Here is a 15,445-nt window from a genome sequence, read left to right on the forward strand (position 1 = left end):
GCCTTGGAGTGGCATGCAACTGACCCCCGACGCCCTCAAACTCCTGGGCCTGACCCTGGACTGGAACCGCCTGGCCCTACTGCTGGGCACCTTCACGCTGCTGACACTGGTGGGCCGCCGGCGCGACGCCCTGCTGGATCGGGCGGTGATGTGGGGTCTGGTCGCCGGCCTGCTGGGCGGTCGCCTGGCGGCGACGCTCCCGTCCTGGGGCGCACTCCAGGAGCAAAGCTGGGGGCTGGCACGTTCCGTGCTCGACCTGCGCACCGGTACCCTGAGCCTGGGGTGGGCGCTGGTCGCCGGCCTGCTGACGATGCTGCTCATCGTCCGTCGCCGCGTGCCCGACCTCCTGCCAGGGCTGCTGGGCGCCGCCCTGATCGGCGTGGCGCCGCTGCTGCTCAAGCCGGCCCCCACGCTGAGCGCAGTGCCGGGCAGCATGCCCCTGGAGCGCTACGCCGCGCCGGGCGAGCCGGCCACGCCGGTGACCTTCCGTGACCTGCCCGGCCCGACCCTGGTGAACGTCTGGGCGTCTTGGTGCCCGCCGTGCCGTCTGGAGATGCCCCTGCTGGTGGACGCCGCTCGGCGCGGCTATCCGGTCACGCTGGTCGACTCGGCCGAGCCGCCGGCCGCCGTGGCGGCGTACCTGCGGAGCGTGGGCTTTCCCGGCGCGTACTTCCGGGACACCGGCCCGGCGTCAGCGGCCCTACAGGTCAGCGGCCTGCCCACCACGCTCCTGATCGCCCCGGACGGCCGCATCCTTGAGCGCCACTTCGGTCCGCTGAGCGCCGCCCAGCTCCAGTCGATCTTCGACCGCAACGGCATCCGGCCGCTGGCGAGCAAGAGGTGAGGAGGCTGGATACCTGGGCCGGGACGCTCGGCGCTGTTTCGCGGAGCACACCCTCCAGGCCGTAACACAACCTGAACACGCCGGGCCTACGCTCCCGGCCAGGAGGTTCACCATGCTCCAGACCCGCCTGATCCTCACGCTGCTGGCCCTGTCCGGCGCCGCGCTGGCCCAAGGGGCCGGCCCGGCCATCCGGGTGCCCGGCGGATCGTATTCGCAGATCACGCCCCAGGCGCTCCAGGCCCAGCTCCGCGGCAAGGATTTCATCTTGATCAATGTCCACGTTCCATACGAGGGCGAGCTGCTCGACACCGACCTCTTCGTGCCCTTCGACCAGGTGCAGGGCAGCGCCCGCCTGCCCCGCGCGAAGACCACCAAGCTCGTGATCTATTGCCGCTCCGGCCGCATGAGTGCGCTGGCCGCGCGCGCCCTCGTCCGTCAGGGCTACACCAACGTGCGCGAGCTGCGCGGCGGCATGGACGCCTGGAGGGCGGCGGGCTTCGGGCTGAAGGTCGCCGCCGCCCGGTCGGCCGCCCCTGCTGGGGGCCGGCCATGACGGCCGGGGTGAACCTCGACCTGATCCTGGCCGTGTGGTTCGGCCTCACCGCCCTGTCGGCCGCCTACGTCGCCTGGGACGCCTTCACGCGCAACCCGGAGCTGAAGGTCATGAAGTGGGGCTGGCTGCTCGTCACGCTCTACACCGGCCCGGTCGGGGCGACACTGTATGTCCTCTCGTGCCAGGAGCCAGGCGCTGGCACCCACGAGACCTTCGTCCAGCCGCTGTGGAAACAGGGCCTGGGCTCGACGATCCACTGCCTGGCGGGGGACGCCACCGGCATCATCGTGGCCGCAGCGATCACCATGGCGCTGGGGCTGCCGATGTGGCTGGACGTGATCAGCGAGTACGTGTTCGGTTTCCTGTTCGGGCTGCTGGTCTTCCAGGCGCTGTTCATGCGCGACGTGCTGGGCGGCTCGTACCTCGGGGCGGTGCGCCGCTCGTTCCTGCCCGAGTGGGTCTCGATGAACGCCGTGATGGCCGGCATGATCCCGACCATGGTGATCCTGATGAGCCGGGACATGACGGCGATGGAGCCGACCTCGCTGCGCTTCTGGGGCGTGATGAGCCTGGCCACCCTGATCGGCCTGGTGCTGGCCTACCCGGCCAACGTCTGGCTGGTGGCGGGCGGCCTGAAACACGGCATGGGCACGGTGCGCGCCCTGGGTCGTGGCGGCCACGACCTGACAGCTGAGCAGCGCGGCCCGACGTCTTCCGCGGGCGCCGTCACTGCTCACGCCATCATGAAGGGGATGTGACATGGAGGGCCACCCAGTTTCAGCCACTCCAGAGCCCGGCGGCATGACCATGAGCCCGAGGGTCACGCGGCCCCAGATCACGGCGGTGACCCTGCTGAGCGTCCTGGCCCTCGCGGCGGGGGTCGGCCTGGCTGCCGGCTACGGCGACCTGCGGATGGGCCGCATGGCGGGAGGTCAGAGTATGCCGGGCATGAACATGGAGGGTGGCGCGGCCATGAACTCAGCTCCCGCAGGTTCGCTGGCCATGCCCGGGATGGACATGGGCGGAGTGTCGTCCACTGCGGCCTCAACGCCGACCCCGGTCAGTCAGTTGCCGGACACACCCCTCCAGACGCCGACCCGCATGGGCGGCTTAGTGATGCCGCCTGGCATGATCATGACGAAGTCCACCAGCATGGACGCGATGCGTGACATGGCCGCCGTGGATCTGAGCCGGGTGACGTATGCGGCCTCCCCGGACGCGCGGGGGGATCAGCCCCTGTCCCCCACGACCGTCAACGCCGTCAAGGAGTTCCGTTTCGAGACCTCGCTGATCCGCTGGAACATCCTGCCGGGCGTGCAGGTGGCGGCCTACGCCGTGAACCGGCAGGTGCCGGGACCGCGCTTGCACCTCACCCAGGGCGACCGGGTGCGGATCCGGGTGAAGAACACCCTGCCAGAGAGCACCACCATCCACTGGCACGGCCTGATCGTGCCCAATTCCATGGACGGCCCGGCGGACGTGACCCAGGCGCCGATCGCATCGGGCCAGACTTTCACCTACGAGTTCACCGTGACCCAGGCGGGCACGTACTTCTACCACTCGCACCGGAGTCCGGATCGCCAGCAGGGCCTGGGGCTCTACGGGGCGCTGCTGGTGGCCCCGAAAACTGCGGTGGCCGAGCCCAGGGCTGACCTGGAATACACCCTGCAGCTCCAGGAATGGCTGCAGCGGGAGGGCTACACCTTCCCCGCCATGATCATGGAGGGCGCGCTCCCCAACTACTTCACCATCAACGGCAAGGCCTACCCCGCCACGGACACCATCCGCATGAAGGTCGGCCAGCGCGTCAAACTGCGCTTCATCGGCAGCAACAACAACTTCGTGCACCCCATGCACGTGCACGGTGGCCCCTTCGAGGTCGTCGCCCGCGATGGGGAGACCCTGAATGAAAGTGCGCGCTTCCTGGCCGACACCGTCAATGTGGGCCCCGGCCAGCGGTACGACGTGCTCTGGACGGCGCGGGCGAAGGGCACCTGGCTGATCCACTGCCATATTCCCCATCACACCACCAACGACAACGTCGAGCAGGAGGGCGGCGGCGGCCTGACCATGAAGATCGTGGTCGGGTAGCGGTGGCCCGGAACGGATGCGGGCGGCCCGGCGCGGTTCTGGATAGTCGGAACACCACTCGCACGCCTGCTCGGCTGACCGAGCACGCCCGCCACACGAACGGCCGACCCACGGGCACGAACCGTACGCTCTCCCTCCCAGGTGAATCATGTTGATAGCCCGACCCTTCCTGCCCCTGCTCACGGCTAGCCTCACCGGCGTGGCCGCCGCCCAGGCCAGTGACTCACCGCTGTCCATCGAGCGCATGCGCGCCCGCGCGTATCCGGGCAGCGCCCTGACCACCCGGCAGACCCTCGCGCCGGGCGCGAACTACCAGCGGCGGGTGGTGTCCTACGTCTCAGACGGCCTGCGCATCGAAGCGCTGCTCACCGTCCCGAACGGCAAGGTGCCCGCCGGGGGTTGGCCGGCCATCGTCTTCAACCACGGCTACATCCCTCCGCAGCAGTACCGCACCACCGAACGCTACGTGGCCTATGTCGACGCCTTCGCGCGGGCCGGCTTCGTGGTGCTCAAGCCCGACTACCGGGGGCACGGCCGCTCGCAGGGCCAGCCGGCCGGCACGGCCTACTGGTCGCCCGAGTACACCACCGACGTCCTGAACGCCTACTCGTCCCTCAAGACCCTGGACAGCGTGAACCGCGTGCGGATCGGCATGTGGGGCCACTCCATGGGCGGGCACATCACGCTGCGGGCCATGGTGGTCAACCTTGAGATCAAGGCGGGCGTCATCTGGGCCGGGGTGGTGGCGCCGTACCTGCAGCTCTTTCGCGATCTGCCGCGCTGGGGCGCGGGCGCGCCGGATGATCCGCGCGCCCGGCTGTTGGCGACCTATGGCCCGCCGGAGGCTAGCCCCAGGGCCTACGCGGCGCTCTCGCCCAACACCTTCCTCAGGGATCTGAAGGGGCGCCCGCTGGAGCTGCACCACGGCACGGGCGATACCCATGTGCCGTATAGCTTCTCGGCCGCGCTCGCCTCGGGCCTGAAGGCCGCGAAGCAGCCTTATCGCCTCTTCACTTACGCGAACGACGACCACGACCTCAGCCGCAACCTGAATGTGGCGTTGCAGCGCTCGGTCGCCTTCTTCAAGAAGACGCTGTAAACAGGCCAGGCAGCGGAGCGGCCGTCTAGAGGGGCGCCACGGTGCTGGGGGGCCCGTTGCACGGCGTCAAGCCCAGGCGTCGGCCACCCCGGTCGCGGCCCCGCCAGATTGCGGGCAGAGTGGCGCCCCATGCGCGCGCTCATCTGGGCGTCGCGGCATGGGCTGTCCGCGCGCTGCGGCGCGTCGTTTTCACGAACGCAGTCACCTGAAGCGCGATCAGGAGCGCGGCGAGGGCCAGGAAGGGCAGCCGAAACCAGTTGGCGTCGGTCGGCACCGGGCGGTGAAAGGACGCCGAGAAGTGCATGAACACGAAATAGGCGGTATGCAGGGCACTGAGGTAGAACACCGGGTAACTGGCGAGCTGGACGAACTTCCACGCCGAGGAGCCCAGGCGGCGGATCGCGCGGTCGGACGAGGTCGCCAGGAGCACCAGGGTCAGCGCGGTCGCGGCGAGCCCGAGCAGGTTGGCCAGCCCGAGGCCCGGCTCGAGCCGGGCGAGGCGCCCGAGTTGCGGCACATACTCGTAGCCGAGCAGCCGCACCATGTCCCAGCGCAGCCAGCCCTGCAGGATCACGGTGGTGTGTAGCAGGGCCAGCAGGCCGAACCAGATGCCCACCTCACGGCGCCAGGCCCGCAGGCGCGCGAGACGCGGCCACACCGTAAGGGCCGGGCCGATCGCGAGTGACGCGAACAGCAGCAACAGGCCGGCGTCGCCGAGCGCCCGCCACACGCGGTGTTCCATCGACCATTCCGGGCGACTGAGCACGAAGCCGACCGTCAGCACCACTGCAGCCCCGGCGACGACAGCGTGTCTGACGGCGAGGGCACGCCCTCGCGAAGGGGTCGGGGCAAGGGGAAGAGCGTCGTTCGTCATGTCACACAGCCTCCACGGTTCAGTGGGCGCACCGTACCAGGACGGTGTTCAACTCCTGTAAAGGCGGGGGCGCGCCGTGCGGGACGTCCAGGCGCGTCACGCCCGTTCAGCTATGGGGAGCGACTCTCTTCCAGAGCCTTAACACGAGTTTGACAGATGTCCAGTACGGTGCCGGGGCGAGTGACCGGGGATGACCGTGGCCGCGTTCGCGGCGGGCCGCTCCGGGCCGGCCGAAAGGAGATGATGACACCGGCCGATCCGCTTCGGGCCAACAACTTCGACTTCTTGCGCTTTGTGGGCGCCGTCCTCGTGGTGGTCAGCCACGCGACCTTCGTGCCGACGGGGAGCCTCTGGGCCGATCCGCTGTACGCGCGCTCTGGCGGACAGATGACGATCGGCTGGATCGGGGTGGGCATGTTCTTCGTGATGAGCGGCTACCTCGTCACGTTGTCGTGGCAGCGTCGTCCGTCCGTGCGCGCCTTCGCGGCCGCGCGCGCCCTGAGGCTGTACCCGGCCCTGATCGCTGTGGTCATCAGTGTCTTCGTCGTCGGGGCGGTGATCAGCACGGATGATGCCTACTTCGCGCGGCAGGGTGCGTGGAACTATCTGCTGAATGTCGCTGTGCCCTTCGTCGAGAACCAGTTGCCGGGGGTCTTCCGCGATCAGCCCGCGCGCACCGTGACCGACAACTTCTGGACGCTCCGGTACGAAATCGGCGCCTATGCCCTGCTCGCTGGACTCGGTGCCCTGGGACTGTGGCGGCGCAGCGTCGTTCTGGCGCTGTTCGTCTTCACCACGGCGCTGTTCGCGCTGGGCGGTGAAGCCGCCGAGAGCGGGTGGCTGGACTTGCCGCGCTACTTTCTCGCAGGCGCGCTGCTGTGCCTGCACCGTGACCGCGTGCCGTGGCGCGGCCTCCTCGCGCTCGCCTCGCTGCTGGGGCTGGCCGCCCTGGCCCTGACGGGTGGCCTGAAGCTCGGGTTTTCGGTCTTCGGTGCCTACCTCACGCTGTACCTGGCCCAAGCGCCGTGGCTAAGGCTGCACCACTTCGCGCGCTTCGGCGACGCGAGCTACGGCCTGTACCTCGTGGGATTTTTCGTGCAGCAACTCGTGCAGCGCGCCGTGCCCGGTCTCACGGCCTTTGGCAACTTCACGTTGAGCGTGCCGCTGGCCCTCGCCCTCGCAGCGCTCCTGTGGTTCGCCGTGGAGCGGCCCGCGCTCCGGCTGAAGGCGCGTTTCGTGGCGGGTGACCGGCAATCAGTCTGATCCGGGAGGCCCATTCTCACAGCCGCCGGGCAATGGCCTCCACGGCGCGCAGACCCTGGCCGAAGCGGCCCATGGCCTCCCGGTGCCGCTCAAGCTCGCTGTAGGGGAGGTAGCGCATGTTGAGGTGGGTCACCGCCTGGAATGCTGGGCGGCGCACCTGACCCCGCACGTCGGCCTCCCGTTCGTCCGGGGCGACCAGGTACAGGCCCTGGACGGCCCGCTCGGGGGCACCCAGCGCCAGGTCGAGCAGCCGCACGATGCCCGAGTAGATCGAGGTGGTGTGTTCGACCTCAAAGGCGGCGGCCGGGGCCAGGGTGCCCCCTGCAAACCACACCACGTCGATCAGGCGTACCGCGTCCGCCCCGGGGGTGCCCGCGATGCCGGGCGGCAGGGTCTCCAGGCAGCCGTCGCTCAGCCGGCCCCCCTCGTAAGCCCTGGAGCGGTCGTTGGCCGCGATCCACACCTCGTACCCCAGGGCCCGGCCGAGATCGCGCAGCCAGCCCTGCACCTGGGTGTGGCTGTGATCCCCCTCCTGCGCCGCCCTGAGCGCCCGGCTCGCGCTGGCGGACTCCTCGCGCACGCGTGCCAGGTCTGCCTGCCAGACCCCGACGGCGGCGCTGTCCTCCTCGCGCGGCGGGGGCGCGTACCGCCCACGGCCCAGATCGAAGAGCAGCCCTGCCACCGCCCCCAGGTCATTGGACAGCTGACCCCGGTGCGCGGCAGTGAGCCGCAGCATGCCCTCCCGCAGGGCCAGGTACTCCTCCCACCGGCCCAGTTTCACCCTGGCTCCGGTGAGCGCGTTGTACCCGTTGACGATGGCCGTATTGAAGGGTGGCATATGGGTGGGGTGCAGAAAGTACAGCAGGTTGGCGGCAGCTGGGCCCAGGCCCTTGATCTTCCGGCGGTCGAGGTCGCGGATGGCCTGGATCAGCTCGTCGCCGCCGGAGCAGCAGGCGCAGGTGTCGAGAAAGCGTCCGAAGGCCAGCTGGTTGTCAGGACTTTCGTAGATGTCGGGAATGCGCAGCTTGGGCTTCCACAAGAAGGCATGATCGGCCCCTTTGAACATCTGGCGCTGCTCGGCGATGGAGTGCACGACGGTCTCCAGCGACGAGCCCCGGTACTGAGATCCGAAGGTGCCGGCCCCGATCTCCTGTACCACCGTCTGAAGGCCCCGGCGGATCGAGCGGAAGTTCTTGAGCCGCTCCGCCCACAGGAACCAGGTGTGGTAAGTGCCCCCGGGGTCGTCCCGCCAGTGCCGGATCAAGGTCTCAAGGGTCTGCATCCCAGAGGTCTAGCACAGCGGTCGGCGGCCAGCGGGCGCACCTGCGCCCACCCTTGTCACAGCCGCGTTGGGGGCGTCAGACCCAGCCCGCAGCGTCTCTCGGCTTCATCCCGCCGCCACTGAGCCTGATCCGAATGTTCACCTCCTCTTGAGCGGTCTGCAACCTTTACACGGATTGAACACGGCCGTTCCTACAGTGCAGGGGATTCACCGTTGATGTCCCGCCCTGGCGTCCGTCCTGCCCGCCTCCCTCGACTCCCAGGAGACCGACCATGCCGCAGACCACCGTCCAAATGCTGCAGACCCACCCCCGCCCCACCACTCTGTTCGATCAGGGCACGCTGGCCGAATGCATCGACGCCTGCTTCGAGTGCGCCCAGGTCTGCACTGCCTGCGCCGACGCCTGTCTGGGTGAGGGCGAACACCTGCCGCACCTCGTCCACTGCATCACGCTCAATGCGGACTGCGCCGATATCTGCGCCGCCACCGGCCGGGTGCTTTCACGCCTGACCCTGCCCGACCAGAGCGTGCTGCGTGCCCAGTTGCAGGCCTGCTTGGCCGCCTGCTCGGCCTGCGCCGTGGAGTGTGAGGGGCACGCCCGTGACATGAACATGCAGCACTGCGCGGCGTGCGCTGAGAGCTGCCGCCGATGCGAGCAGGCCTGTCAGGCACTACTAGGGAGCCTGAAGGCATGACGTGACTGCTCCTGACGCTAGATGCCGTGTTGGCAGGAGAGGGAACAACGAAGCGGTTCCAAAGCCCGTGCTGCGCCAAGCTCAGCGCGTCATGGCCGCCCGGGCCGACGACATGCACGATTTCAGAAAATGGCTGCGCCCCCATCTCTGGGCCTCTTTCCGGCCACCCTACTCCTGTCCTAGTGGCCAGAGCGTGGCCGTCTGGGCGCTGTGTCGAGCGCTTGAGCAACCCCCGGCCATCTTCACCCCAGCGGAGATGTGAACACAATCCCAACACAGTCGCCTTAGCGTATCCAGGTGTTCCCCCGCCCTCTCGTGCCCTTTCTTCTGGCCTCCGACGCCGGCGCCGCTCCCTATTCGCAGCAGACTAGTTTCGGCGTGCCAGCACCGCTAATTCAGGCGGCTCAGGTGGGGGCAGGGCTTCCCAGGAGCTGGGAAGCCCTGCCAGACGTCCAAATGGGGCGAATGGAGAGCCGCGTGGTGGAGGTCGCCCCCTTCGACGAGTTGATCCCCAGCTGGAACGTGACGGGCGACCCTGAAAGCCCGCTGAGCGTTGAGGTGCGGGTGCGTAGGGCCGATGGACGCTGGACACCATACGCGGGATTCGGCACCTGGCGAGCGTCCGGGGTGCGGGGCAGCGCTCCCGTAGTTCGCCGCGCGGACGGCACGGTCAACACCGATACCCTGGTGCTGCCCTTCCGCGCCTCGGCCTTCCAGGCGCGGGTGACGCTGGGCCCGGGTCTCCAGCTCCGCCTGCTGTCCTTCAACACCTCGGACACGGCGCTGCGGGGGCGGGATCAGGGGCGCGCCGGTTCACCGCCGACCTGGAATACGGCCCTCGCGGTGCCCGCCCTGTCGCAGATGATCTACCCGGGCGGCGGTGAGGTGTGGTGCAGCCCGACCAGCGTGGCCATGCTCCTGGGCTTCTGGAAGAGACCCGTGCGCGTGCCCGACGCCGCCCGGGCGACCTACGACCCGACCTACGACGGGTTCGGCAACTGGCCCTTCAACACCGCCTACGCCGCCAGCCAGGGAATGCAGGCGTTCGTCACGCGCCTGAGCAGCCTGCGGGGCGCCGAGGCCTATGTGCAGCGGGGCCTGCCTCTGGCCCTCAGCCTGCGCTTCAAAGCAGGCGAGCTGCCCGGCGCGCCGCTGAGCTGGTCGAATGGCCACCTGCTGGTGCTGACCGGCTTCGACGCCCAGGGCAATCCCCAGGTCAACGACCCGGCCGCGCCCGGCGACGCGGGGGTGAAGCGCACCTACCCCCGGGCCGTATTCGAGCGGCTGTGGCTGGGGCACGCCGGCGGCATAGCCTATGTCATGGCTCCCCAACCCTGATGGGCTTCACCGAACGGTCGGGCCAGCGGCGCGGGCATGGGGGGCCACCTGGAGCCAGACGCGCCTGGCTGGCAGCCACCGGCCTAGTGGCGCTGGCGGTGACCACGCTCGGCTGGCGACTTCAGCAGCAGGGGGCGGGCCGCGTGGGCCGGCTGGGAGGCGACTTTCATGCCCTGCGGGCGCTGCCCGGTGGCCGGCTGCTCTACGGGTAGCACGCAGGGGTGTCCATCAGCACGGATGGCGGCCGCACCTGGAGTGCGCCCGACGGCACCGGCGACGTGATGTCGCTCACGGCGTCCCCGGTGTCACCGCTGGTGATGATGGCCGGACACGGCGTGCTGAAATCCAGCCGCGACGGCGGCGCGAGCTGGCAGGACGTAGGCTTCGGCAATCTGGCCAGTCCCGACCTGCACGGCTTCACGGTGGTGCCGGACGCGCCGGACGTCTGGTTTGCCAGCGTCGCGGGCCTCGGTCTGTACAGCCGCAGGGGCGCCCGCGCCTGGCAGGTCGTGGCGCCGGACACGGCGGACGCGAGCGCGCTGGCCGCCGGCCCAGGCGTTGTGCCCCGCCTGTACGCCCTGATGGGGAGCCGATTGATCACCTCGGCCGGGGGCACGACCTGGCAACCGGCCGGGGCAGCTCCCCCGGCCACGGGCCTTGAGGTGCATCCGGTCAGCGGCGATGTCTACCTGGCCGGCCCGAGCGGGCTGTGGCGCTCCACCGACATCGGGGCGACCTGGGAGCGGCTGGGATTCTCTGGCGCGGCTGGTGGCGTCCGATCCCGGGGATGAATGGGGGCTCTACGCCGTTGATCTGGGTGGGCGGGTCTTCCGCTCCCTGGACGATGGACGCACTTGGCACCCGACGGGTCAGCAGCCCTGAATGGATGCACCATCGTTCAGGTGAGAGTTCGGGTGCGATGGCACCCTTCACTGGCCGTGCTCAGGTGTACTTGAGGGCCTCCATCAGCTCCTCGACAATCTCCACGCTGTCCCCCCGGGTGGACGCGGTGGCGACGTGGGCCTCCAGGTGGCCGCGCAGCACGACCTCGCCTGCCCCGGACAGCGCGCCCTGAACGGCCTTGAGCTGCCGCAGCACGTCCACGCAGTAGGCGTCCGGGTCGTCCAGCATGGTCACGATGCTGTCGAGGTGCCCACGGGCGATCTTCAGTCGGCGGGCGGCGCGCTTGCGGGCATCCTCGGGCATGCACAGGTGCCCCGGAGCGTAGGCGGGAGTCGGCTCGGCCGTCATCTCAGCCGCGAAGCTGGGCGCCGTAGCCCTCTTCGGTCACGGCTGCCATCAGCGCCTGGGGATCGGCCTCGCCCTGCACGGTGGCCGTGCCGTCCTGAAGATCTACCCGCACGCTCTGGACGCCGGGCACAGCCTTCAGGGCACCCTCGACCGCCTTCTCACAGTGGCCACACGTCATTCCGGAAACCGTCAGTTCAGTCGTCATGTCCCCAGTATAGACCCTCCGGGGGAGGAATCAAAGGGAAGGACTGCCCGTCATCAGGACTCAACACAGTCTGTTCCATCCTGCACTTGCCCATCCCTCCGCTTCAAGGTAGGCTTGTCTCATATCCCCCCCAGGGGGGTCGGAGGCAACATGGAGACAATCATCGAACTGGGCGTGCAGGGAATGACCTGCGCCAGTTGTGTAGGCCGGGTCGAACGCGGCCTGACCAAGGTGCCGGGCGTCGAGGGGGCGGTCGTGAACCTGGCGACCGAGCGCGCCACCGTGACCTATGACCCGGCCCAGACGACGCCACAGGCGCTGCTGGACAAGGTCAGGGACGTGGGCTACGAGCCGCTGGTGGGCGAGCTCGAGCTGGGCGTGCAGGGCATGACCTGCGCGAACTGTGTGGGCCGGGTCGAGCGCGCGCTGAAGAAGGTGGACGGCGTGCTGGACGCCTCGGTGAACCTCGCCACCGAGCGGGCCAGCGTGCGCTACCTGCCCGGCAGCGTCAGCCCGGGGCAGCTGCGGACGGCCGTCGTGAACGCCGGGTACACGGTACTGGAGACCGGGGGGGGCCAGGATCGCAGCGACCAGGAACGGGCGGCCCGTGAGCAGGAGGTGCGCTCGCTGAAATCGGCCGTCCTCCTGAGCGCCGTCTTCGCCGCGCCCCTGCTGCTGCTGGCGATGGTGCCCATGCTGTGGATGCCGGCCCACATGTGGCTGACAGGGTACGTCAGCCCGTCAGCCATGAACTGGCTCATGCTGCTGCTGGCCGCGCCCGTGCAGTTCGGCCCCGGCCGGCGCTTCTACCGACTGGGCTGGGCCAGCCTGAAGCACCGCAGCCCCGACATGAACTCGCTGGTCATGATCGGCACCAGCGCGGCGTTTTCATACAGCCTGCTGGTCACGCTGGCTCCCGGGGTCTTCCCGGCGGGCACGGCGCATGTGTACTACGAGGCCAGCGCGGTCGTCATCACGCTGATCCTGCTGGGCAAGTATTTCGAGGCCATTGCCAAGGGCCGCTCCAGCGAGGCCATGAAGAAGCTGCTGAGTCTTCAGGCGAAGACGGCGCGGGTGCTGCGAGGTGGCCAGGAACTTGAAGTGCCCGCCGACGAGGTGCTGATCGGCGACCTGATCTCGGTGCGCCCCGGCGAGAAGGTGCCGGTGGACGGCGAGGTCACTGGTGGGCACTCCTTCGTGGATGAAAGCATGATCACCGGCGAGCCGATTCCCGTCGCTAAGCAGGCCGGCGCGGCCGTCGTCGGCGGCACCATCAACCAGACCGGCGCGTTTCAGTTCAGGGCGACCCGGATCGGGGCCGACATGGCCCTCTCTCAGATCATCAAGCTCGTCGAGACCGCCCAGGGCTCCAAGCCGCCCATTCAGGGACTCGCAGACCGGGTGGTCGCCGTGTTCGTGCCGGTGGTGCTGGGCATCGCCGCGCTGACCTTCCTGATCTGGCTGGTGTTCGGCGGGCCGCAGGCGCTGAGCTTCGCCCTCGTGAACACGGTCGCGGTGCTGATCATCGCCTGCCCCTGCGCGATGGGCCTCGCCACGCCGACCTCGGTCATGGTGGGCACCGGCAAGGCGGCTGAACTCGGCGTGCTGTTCCGCTCGGGCACGGCGCTCGAGGGCCTGCAGGGCGCGGGCGTCGTGGCCCTGGACAAGACCGGCACCCTGACCAAGGGTAGGCCCGAACTGACCGACCTGGTAACCACCGGGTTCTTCGGGCGAGACGAGGTGCTGGCCCTGGTGGCCGCCGCCGAGGCCCAGAGCGAGCACCCGATCGCCCGCGCCATCGTGGACGCCGCGCAACGTGAGGGCATGGCCCCCCTGCCGACCGAGCGCTTTGGGGCGGTGCCCGGCTACGGGCTGGAGGCCCAGGTTCAGGGCCGCCTGGTGCAGGTCGGTGCCGACCGCTACATGACCCGGCTCGGGTTGAACGTGGATGACTGTGCCGCCCAGGCCGCGCGCCTCGGGGACGAGGGCAAGAGCCCGCTGTACGCGGCCATTGATGGCCAGCTCGCCGCCATCATCGCGGTGGCTGATCCCATCAAGGAGGGCAGCTTAGAGGCGGTCAGGGCGCTGCACCACCACGGGCTCAAGGTCGCCATGATCACCGGGGACAATGCGCGCACCGCGCAGGCCATTGCCCGGCAGCTCGGCATCGACGAGGTCTTGGCCGAGGTGCTCCCCAGCGGCAAGAGCGACGCCGTGAAGGCCCTCCAGGCACAGGGGCACGCGGTCGCCTTCGTGGGCGACGGCATCAACGACGCGCCGGCGCTGGCCCAGGCGGACGTCGGTATCGCCATCGGCACCGGCACGGACGTGGCTGTCGAGACCGCCGACGTGATCCTCATGGCGGGCGACCTGCGCGGCGTGCCGAACGCGGTGGCCCTGAGCCGCGCCACGCTTCGGAACATCAAGCTCAACCTGTTCTGGGCCTTCGCCTACAACATCGTGCTGATCCCGGTGGCGGCCGGCGTGCTGTACCCGGCGCTCGGCTGGCTCCTGAGCCCGGTGTTGGCGGCGGCCGCGATGGGCTTGTCCAGTGTCTTCGTGCTGAGCAACGCCCTGCGGCTGCGCTCCTTCCGGGCGCCAGTGCGCCTGGAGTCTGTCCAGGCCCAGCCCACGGTCGCCCACGCCTGAACGGCACCTGACCTGCCCCAAGCCGCCTTTCCCTCTTCAGGAGATTCCATGACCAAACTCACCGTCGGCCCCTGGATCGCCGCACAGAAACTCCCCAGCCGCGACGTGGCGCGTGATCGCCTCGCCTTTCTGACGCGCACCCAGCTGCGCCAGACGCCACAGGCCGTCGCCGGCTTTCCATTGGTCGGTCTGGGCGGCAGTTGCGGCAAGCCGTGCTTCGCCCTGCCCTTCGTACTGACCTGGACGGAGGCGAACACCCGCGCCCTGGAGGCCGTGGCCGCCGAGTTCGGCTGTTACGTCGAGTACGGCGTCTACCCGCACCTGAAGCTCCCTGACACGGATCAGGAGGTGGCGGCCGTGCAGGACTGGACGACCTTCGGCATGGTGTACCTGCGCCCCGGCTACGAGCGCGCCGAGGAACTGCTCGTGCGCCTCGCCGGGGCGCTGGCGCCGGAGGCAGGACAGGCCTGAGGCTGAGTGATCCGGGCCACCCTTATCCCTCGATCCGCCCCTCAGTCCAGACTCAGTGGATTGATAGCGGTGCCCTGAAAGGTCAGCCGGAAGTCCAGATGGGGCCCGGTGCTGTTGCCGGTGCTGCCCACCCGGGCGATCACCCGACCGGCGTCCACACGGGCGCCCTTCAGCACCAGATTGGCGCTGTTGTGGCTGTAGCGGGTCTTGAACCCGTCCCCGTGATCCACGACCACTGTCCAGCCCCAGCCCGTGCGGGCGTCGAAGCGGGACTCGCTGACCACCCCGGCCCGCGCCGCGCGGATGGGCGTGCCGGTGGGCGCGGCGAGATCGATGCCCTCGTGACCTGTCCGGAAGGGGGTGGTCAGGCGGCCCTGCACGGGCAGCGCGCCCACCCGGATGGACGCCGTGCGAACCGCCGGGGTGCTCCGGGCACTGGCTGGTGCTGACCTCACTGGAAGGATCAGCCGCTGCCCGACCTTCAGGGCGCGCCGGGCGTCCAGGCCGGGATTGGCCGCGATCAGGGCGCCGATGGTCGTCGACTGGCGCCGCGCAATGTTGTACAGGGTGTCACCGGGTTCCACTGTCCAGGTCTGGGCGGAACCGGCCTGCGGCAGTGTCAATGACATGCCCGCCAGGAGGGTGCCCCGCTCCAGCTGGGGATTGGCCTGAATCAGTGCGCTGACGGTGGTGCCGTGACGGACGGCCAGGCGGGTGAGGGTATCACCCCGCTGGACGGTGATGGTGACGGCAGTGGCCGGGCTGATCCAGAGCAGGGCCAGCGTCAGAAACACAGTGGGTCGCATGAATGACACGTAGCTTGCCGCAGC

Annotated in this window: 15 protein-coding genes and 1 pseudogene; 11 read left to right on the plus strand and 5 right to left on the minus strand. The window is 69.4% G+C overall.

Annotated elements, in window-relative coordinates:
* The first annotated feature begins 13 nt into the window (after positions 1-13).
* The 5 genes and pseudogenes from U2P90_RS18495 (at position 14) to U2P90_RS18515 (ending at position 4,587) form a co-directional block, all read left to right on the plus strand.
* On the plus strand, positions 14-844 hold the full coding sequence (locus U2P90_RS18495; RefSeq protein ID WP_322474839.1) for a TlpA family protein disulfide reductase: 831 nt from the start codon (positions 14-16) through the stop codon (positions 842-844).
* Positions 845-956: 112 nt separating this feature from the next.
* Positions 957-1,397: a rhodanese-like domain-containing protein gene (locus U2P90_RS18500; RefSeq protein ID WP_322474840.1), complete on the plus strand. Its 441-nt coding sequence runs from the start codon at positions 957-959 to the stop codon at positions 1,395-1,397.
* Positions 1,394-2,155: a DUF4396 domain-containing protein gene (locus U2P90_RS18505; protein ID WP_322474841.1), complete on the plus strand. Its 762-nt coding sequence runs from the start codon at positions 1,394-1,396 to the stop codon at positions 2,153-2,155. The genes U2P90_RS18500 and U2P90_RS18505 overlap by 4 nt, the downstream gene beginning before the upstream one ends.
* A 343-nt stretch (positions 2,156-2,498) precedes the next feature.
* Positions 2,499-3,488 (plus strand): annotated as a pseudogene (locus U2P90_RS18510) (multicopper oxidase family protein); the annotation flags it as partial.
* 148 nt (positions 3,489-3,636) lie between these two features.
* Positions 3,637-4,587, plus strand: a complete 951-nt coding sequence (locus U2P90_RS18515) for an alpha/beta hydrolase family protein (RefSeq protein WP_322474842.1) — start codon at positions 3,637-3,639, stop codon at positions 4,585-4,587.
* 139 nt (positions 4,588-4,726) lie between these two features.
* Here U2P90_RS18515 and U2P90_RS18520 read toward each other — a convergent pair whose 3' ends face one another.
* Positions 4,727-5,461 (minus strand): ferric reductase-like transmembrane domain-containing protein, encoded by a 735-nt coding sequence (locus tag U2P90_RS18520; RefSeq protein ID WP_322474843.1) that lies wholly within the window; start codon positions 5,459-5,461, stop codon positions 4,727-4,729.
* Positions 5,462-5,704: 243 nt separating this feature from the next.
* On the opposite strand from U2P90_RS18520, the gene U2P90_RS18525 reads away from it, so the two are divergent.
* Positions 5,705-6,724: an acyltransferase family protein gene (locus tag U2P90_RS18525; RefSeq protein WP_322474844.1), complete on the plus strand. Its 1,020-nt coding sequence runs from the start codon at positions 5,705-5,707 to the stop codon at positions 6,722-6,724.
* Between the two features lie 16 nt (positions 6,725-6,740).
* Here U2P90_RS18525 and U2P90_RS18530 read toward each other — a convergent pair whose 3' ends face one another.
* On the minus strand, positions 6,741-8,006 hold the full coding sequence (locus U2P90_RS18530) for a type II restriction endonuclease (protein WP_322474845.1): 1,266 nt from the start codon (positions 8,004-8,006) through the stop codon (positions 6,741-6,743).
* 272 nt (positions 8,007-8,278) lie between these two features.
* Between U2P90_RS18530 and U2P90_RS18535 the strand changes: the two genes are divergently transcribed.
* The 3 genes from U2P90_RS18535 (at position 8,279) to U2P90_RS18545 (ending at position 10,830) form a co-directional block, all read left to right on the plus strand.
* The gene (locus tag U2P90_RS18535; protein WP_322474846.1) at positions 8,279-8,701 is read left to right on the plus strand and encodes a four-helix bundle copper-binding protein; all 423 of its coding nucleotides are present in this window, start codon (positions 8,279-8,281) and stop codon (positions 8,699-8,701) included.
* Positions 8,702-9,178: 477 nt separating this feature from the next.
* On the plus strand, positions 9,179-10,039 hold the full coding sequence (locus U2P90_RS18540; RefSeq protein ID WP_322474847.1) for a C39 family peptidase: 861 nt from the start codon (positions 9,179-9,181) through the stop codon (positions 10,037-10,039).
* A 221-nt stretch (positions 10,040-10,260) separates the two neighbouring features.
* The gene (locus tag U2P90_RS18545) at positions 10,261-10,830 is read left to right on the plus strand and encodes a WD40/YVTN/BNR-like repeat-containing protein (RefSeq protein WP_322474848.1); all 570 of its coding nucleotides are present in this window, start codon (positions 10,261-10,263) and stop codon (positions 10,828-10,830) included.
* A gap of 151 nt (positions 10,831-10,981) precedes the next feature.
* Here U2P90_RS18545 and U2P90_RS18550 read toward each other — a convergent pair whose 3' ends face one another.
* Both U2P90_RS18550 and U2P90_RS18555 read right to left on the minus strand, forming a co-directional pair.
* A complete protein-coding gene (locus tag U2P90_RS18550; RefSeq protein ID WP_322474849.1) occupies positions 10,982-11,290 on the minus strand; it encodes a metal-sensitive transcriptional regulator in 309 nt (102 codons plus the stop codon).
* A gap of 1 nt (position 11,291) precedes the next feature.
* On the minus strand, positions 11,292-11,495 hold the full coding sequence (locus U2P90_RS18555; protein ID WP_322474850.1) for a CopZ family metallochaperone: 204 nt from the start codon (positions 11,493-11,495) through the stop codon (positions 11,292-11,294).
* Between the two features lie 150 nt (positions 11,496-11,645).
* On the opposite strand from U2P90_RS18555, the gene U2P90_RS18560 reads away from it, so the two are divergent.
* Positions 11,646-14,144 (plus strand): heavy metal translocating P-type ATPase, encoded by a 2,499-nt coding sequence (locus U2P90_RS18560; protein ID WP_322474851.1) that lies wholly within the window; start codon positions 11,646-11,648, stop codon positions 14,142-14,144.
* A 48-nt stretch (positions 14,145-14,192) separates the two neighbouring features.
* The gene (locus tag U2P90_RS18565) at positions 14,193-14,615 is read left to right on the plus strand and encodes a hypothetical protein (RefSeq protein ID WP_322474852.1); all 423 of its coding nucleotides are present in this window, start codon (positions 14,193-14,195) and stop codon (positions 14,613-14,615) included.
* 41 nt (positions 14,616-14,656) lie between these two features.
* On the opposite strand, the gene U2P90_RS18570 is transcribed toward U2P90_RS18565, so the two are convergent.
* Positions 14,657-15,421 (minus strand): LysM peptidoglycan-binding domain-containing M23 family metallopeptidase, encoded by a 765-nt coding sequence (locus U2P90_RS18570; protein WP_322474853.1) that lies wholly within the window; start codon positions 15,419-15,421, stop codon positions 14,657-14,659.
* Positions 15,422-15,445 lie beyond the last annotated feature (24 nt).

The organism is Deinococcus sp. AB2017081 (assembly GCF_034440735.1).
In the GTDB taxonomy this organism is placed as follows: domain Bacteria; phylum Deinococcota; class Deinococci; order Deinococcales; family Deinococcaceae; genus Deinococcus; species Deinococcus rufus.

Excerpts from the sequence above, each read along its gene's own strand:
- U2P90_RS18495 (WP_322474839.1), top strand. The coding sequence starts at position 14 with ATGCAACTGACCCCCGACGCCCTCAAACTCCTGGGCCTGACCCTGGAC.
- U2P90_RS18500 (WP_322474840.1), top strand. The coding sequence starts at position 957 with ATGCTCCAGACCCGCCTGATCCTCACGCTGCTGGCCCTGTCCGGCGCC.
- U2P90_RS18505 (WP_322474841.1), top strand. The coding sequence starts at position 1,394 with ATGACGGCCGGGGTGAACCTCGACCTGATCCTGGCCGTGTGGTTCGGC.
- U2P90_RS18515 (WP_322474842.1), top strand. The coding sequence starts at position 3,637 with ATGTTGATAGCCCGACCCTTCCTGCCCCTGCTCACGGCTAGCCTCACC.
- U2P90_RS18520 (WP_322474843.1), bottom strand. The coding sequence starts at position 5,461 with ATGACGAACGACGCTCTTCCCCTTGCCCCGACCCCTTCGCGAGGGCGT.
- U2P90_RS18525 (WP_322474844.1), top strand. The coding sequence starts at position 5,705 with ATGACACCGGCCGATCCGCTTCGGGCCAACAACTTCGACTTCTTGCGC.
- U2P90_RS18530 (WP_322474845.1), bottom strand. The coding sequence starts at position 8,006 with ATGCAGACCCTTGAGACCTTGATCCGGCACTGGCGGGACGACCCCGGG.
- U2P90_RS18535 (WP_322474846.1), top strand. The coding sequence starts at position 8,279 with ATGCCGCAGACCACCGTCCAAATGCTGCAGACCCACCCCCGCCCCACC.
- U2P90_RS18550 (WP_322474849.1), bottom strand. The coding sequence starts at position 11,290 with ATGACGGCCGAGCCGACTCCCGCCTACGCTCCGGGGCACCTGTGCATG.
- U2P90_RS18555 (WP_322474850.1), bottom strand. The coding sequence starts at position 11,495 with ATGACGACTGAACTGACGGTTTCCGGAATGACGTGTGGCCACTGTGAG.
- U2P90_RS18560 (WP_322474851.1), top strand. The coding sequence starts at position 11,646 with ATGGAGACAATCATCGAACTGGGCGTGCAGGGAATGACCTGCGCCAGT.
- U2P90_RS18565 (WP_322474852.1), top strand. The coding sequence starts at position 14,193 with ATGACCAAACTCACCGTCGGCCCCTGGATCGCCGCACAGAAACTCCCC.
- U2P90_RS18570 (WP_322474853.1), bottom strand. The coding sequence starts at position 15,421 with ATGCGACCCACTGTGTTTCTGACGCTGGCCCTGCTCTGGATCAGCCCG.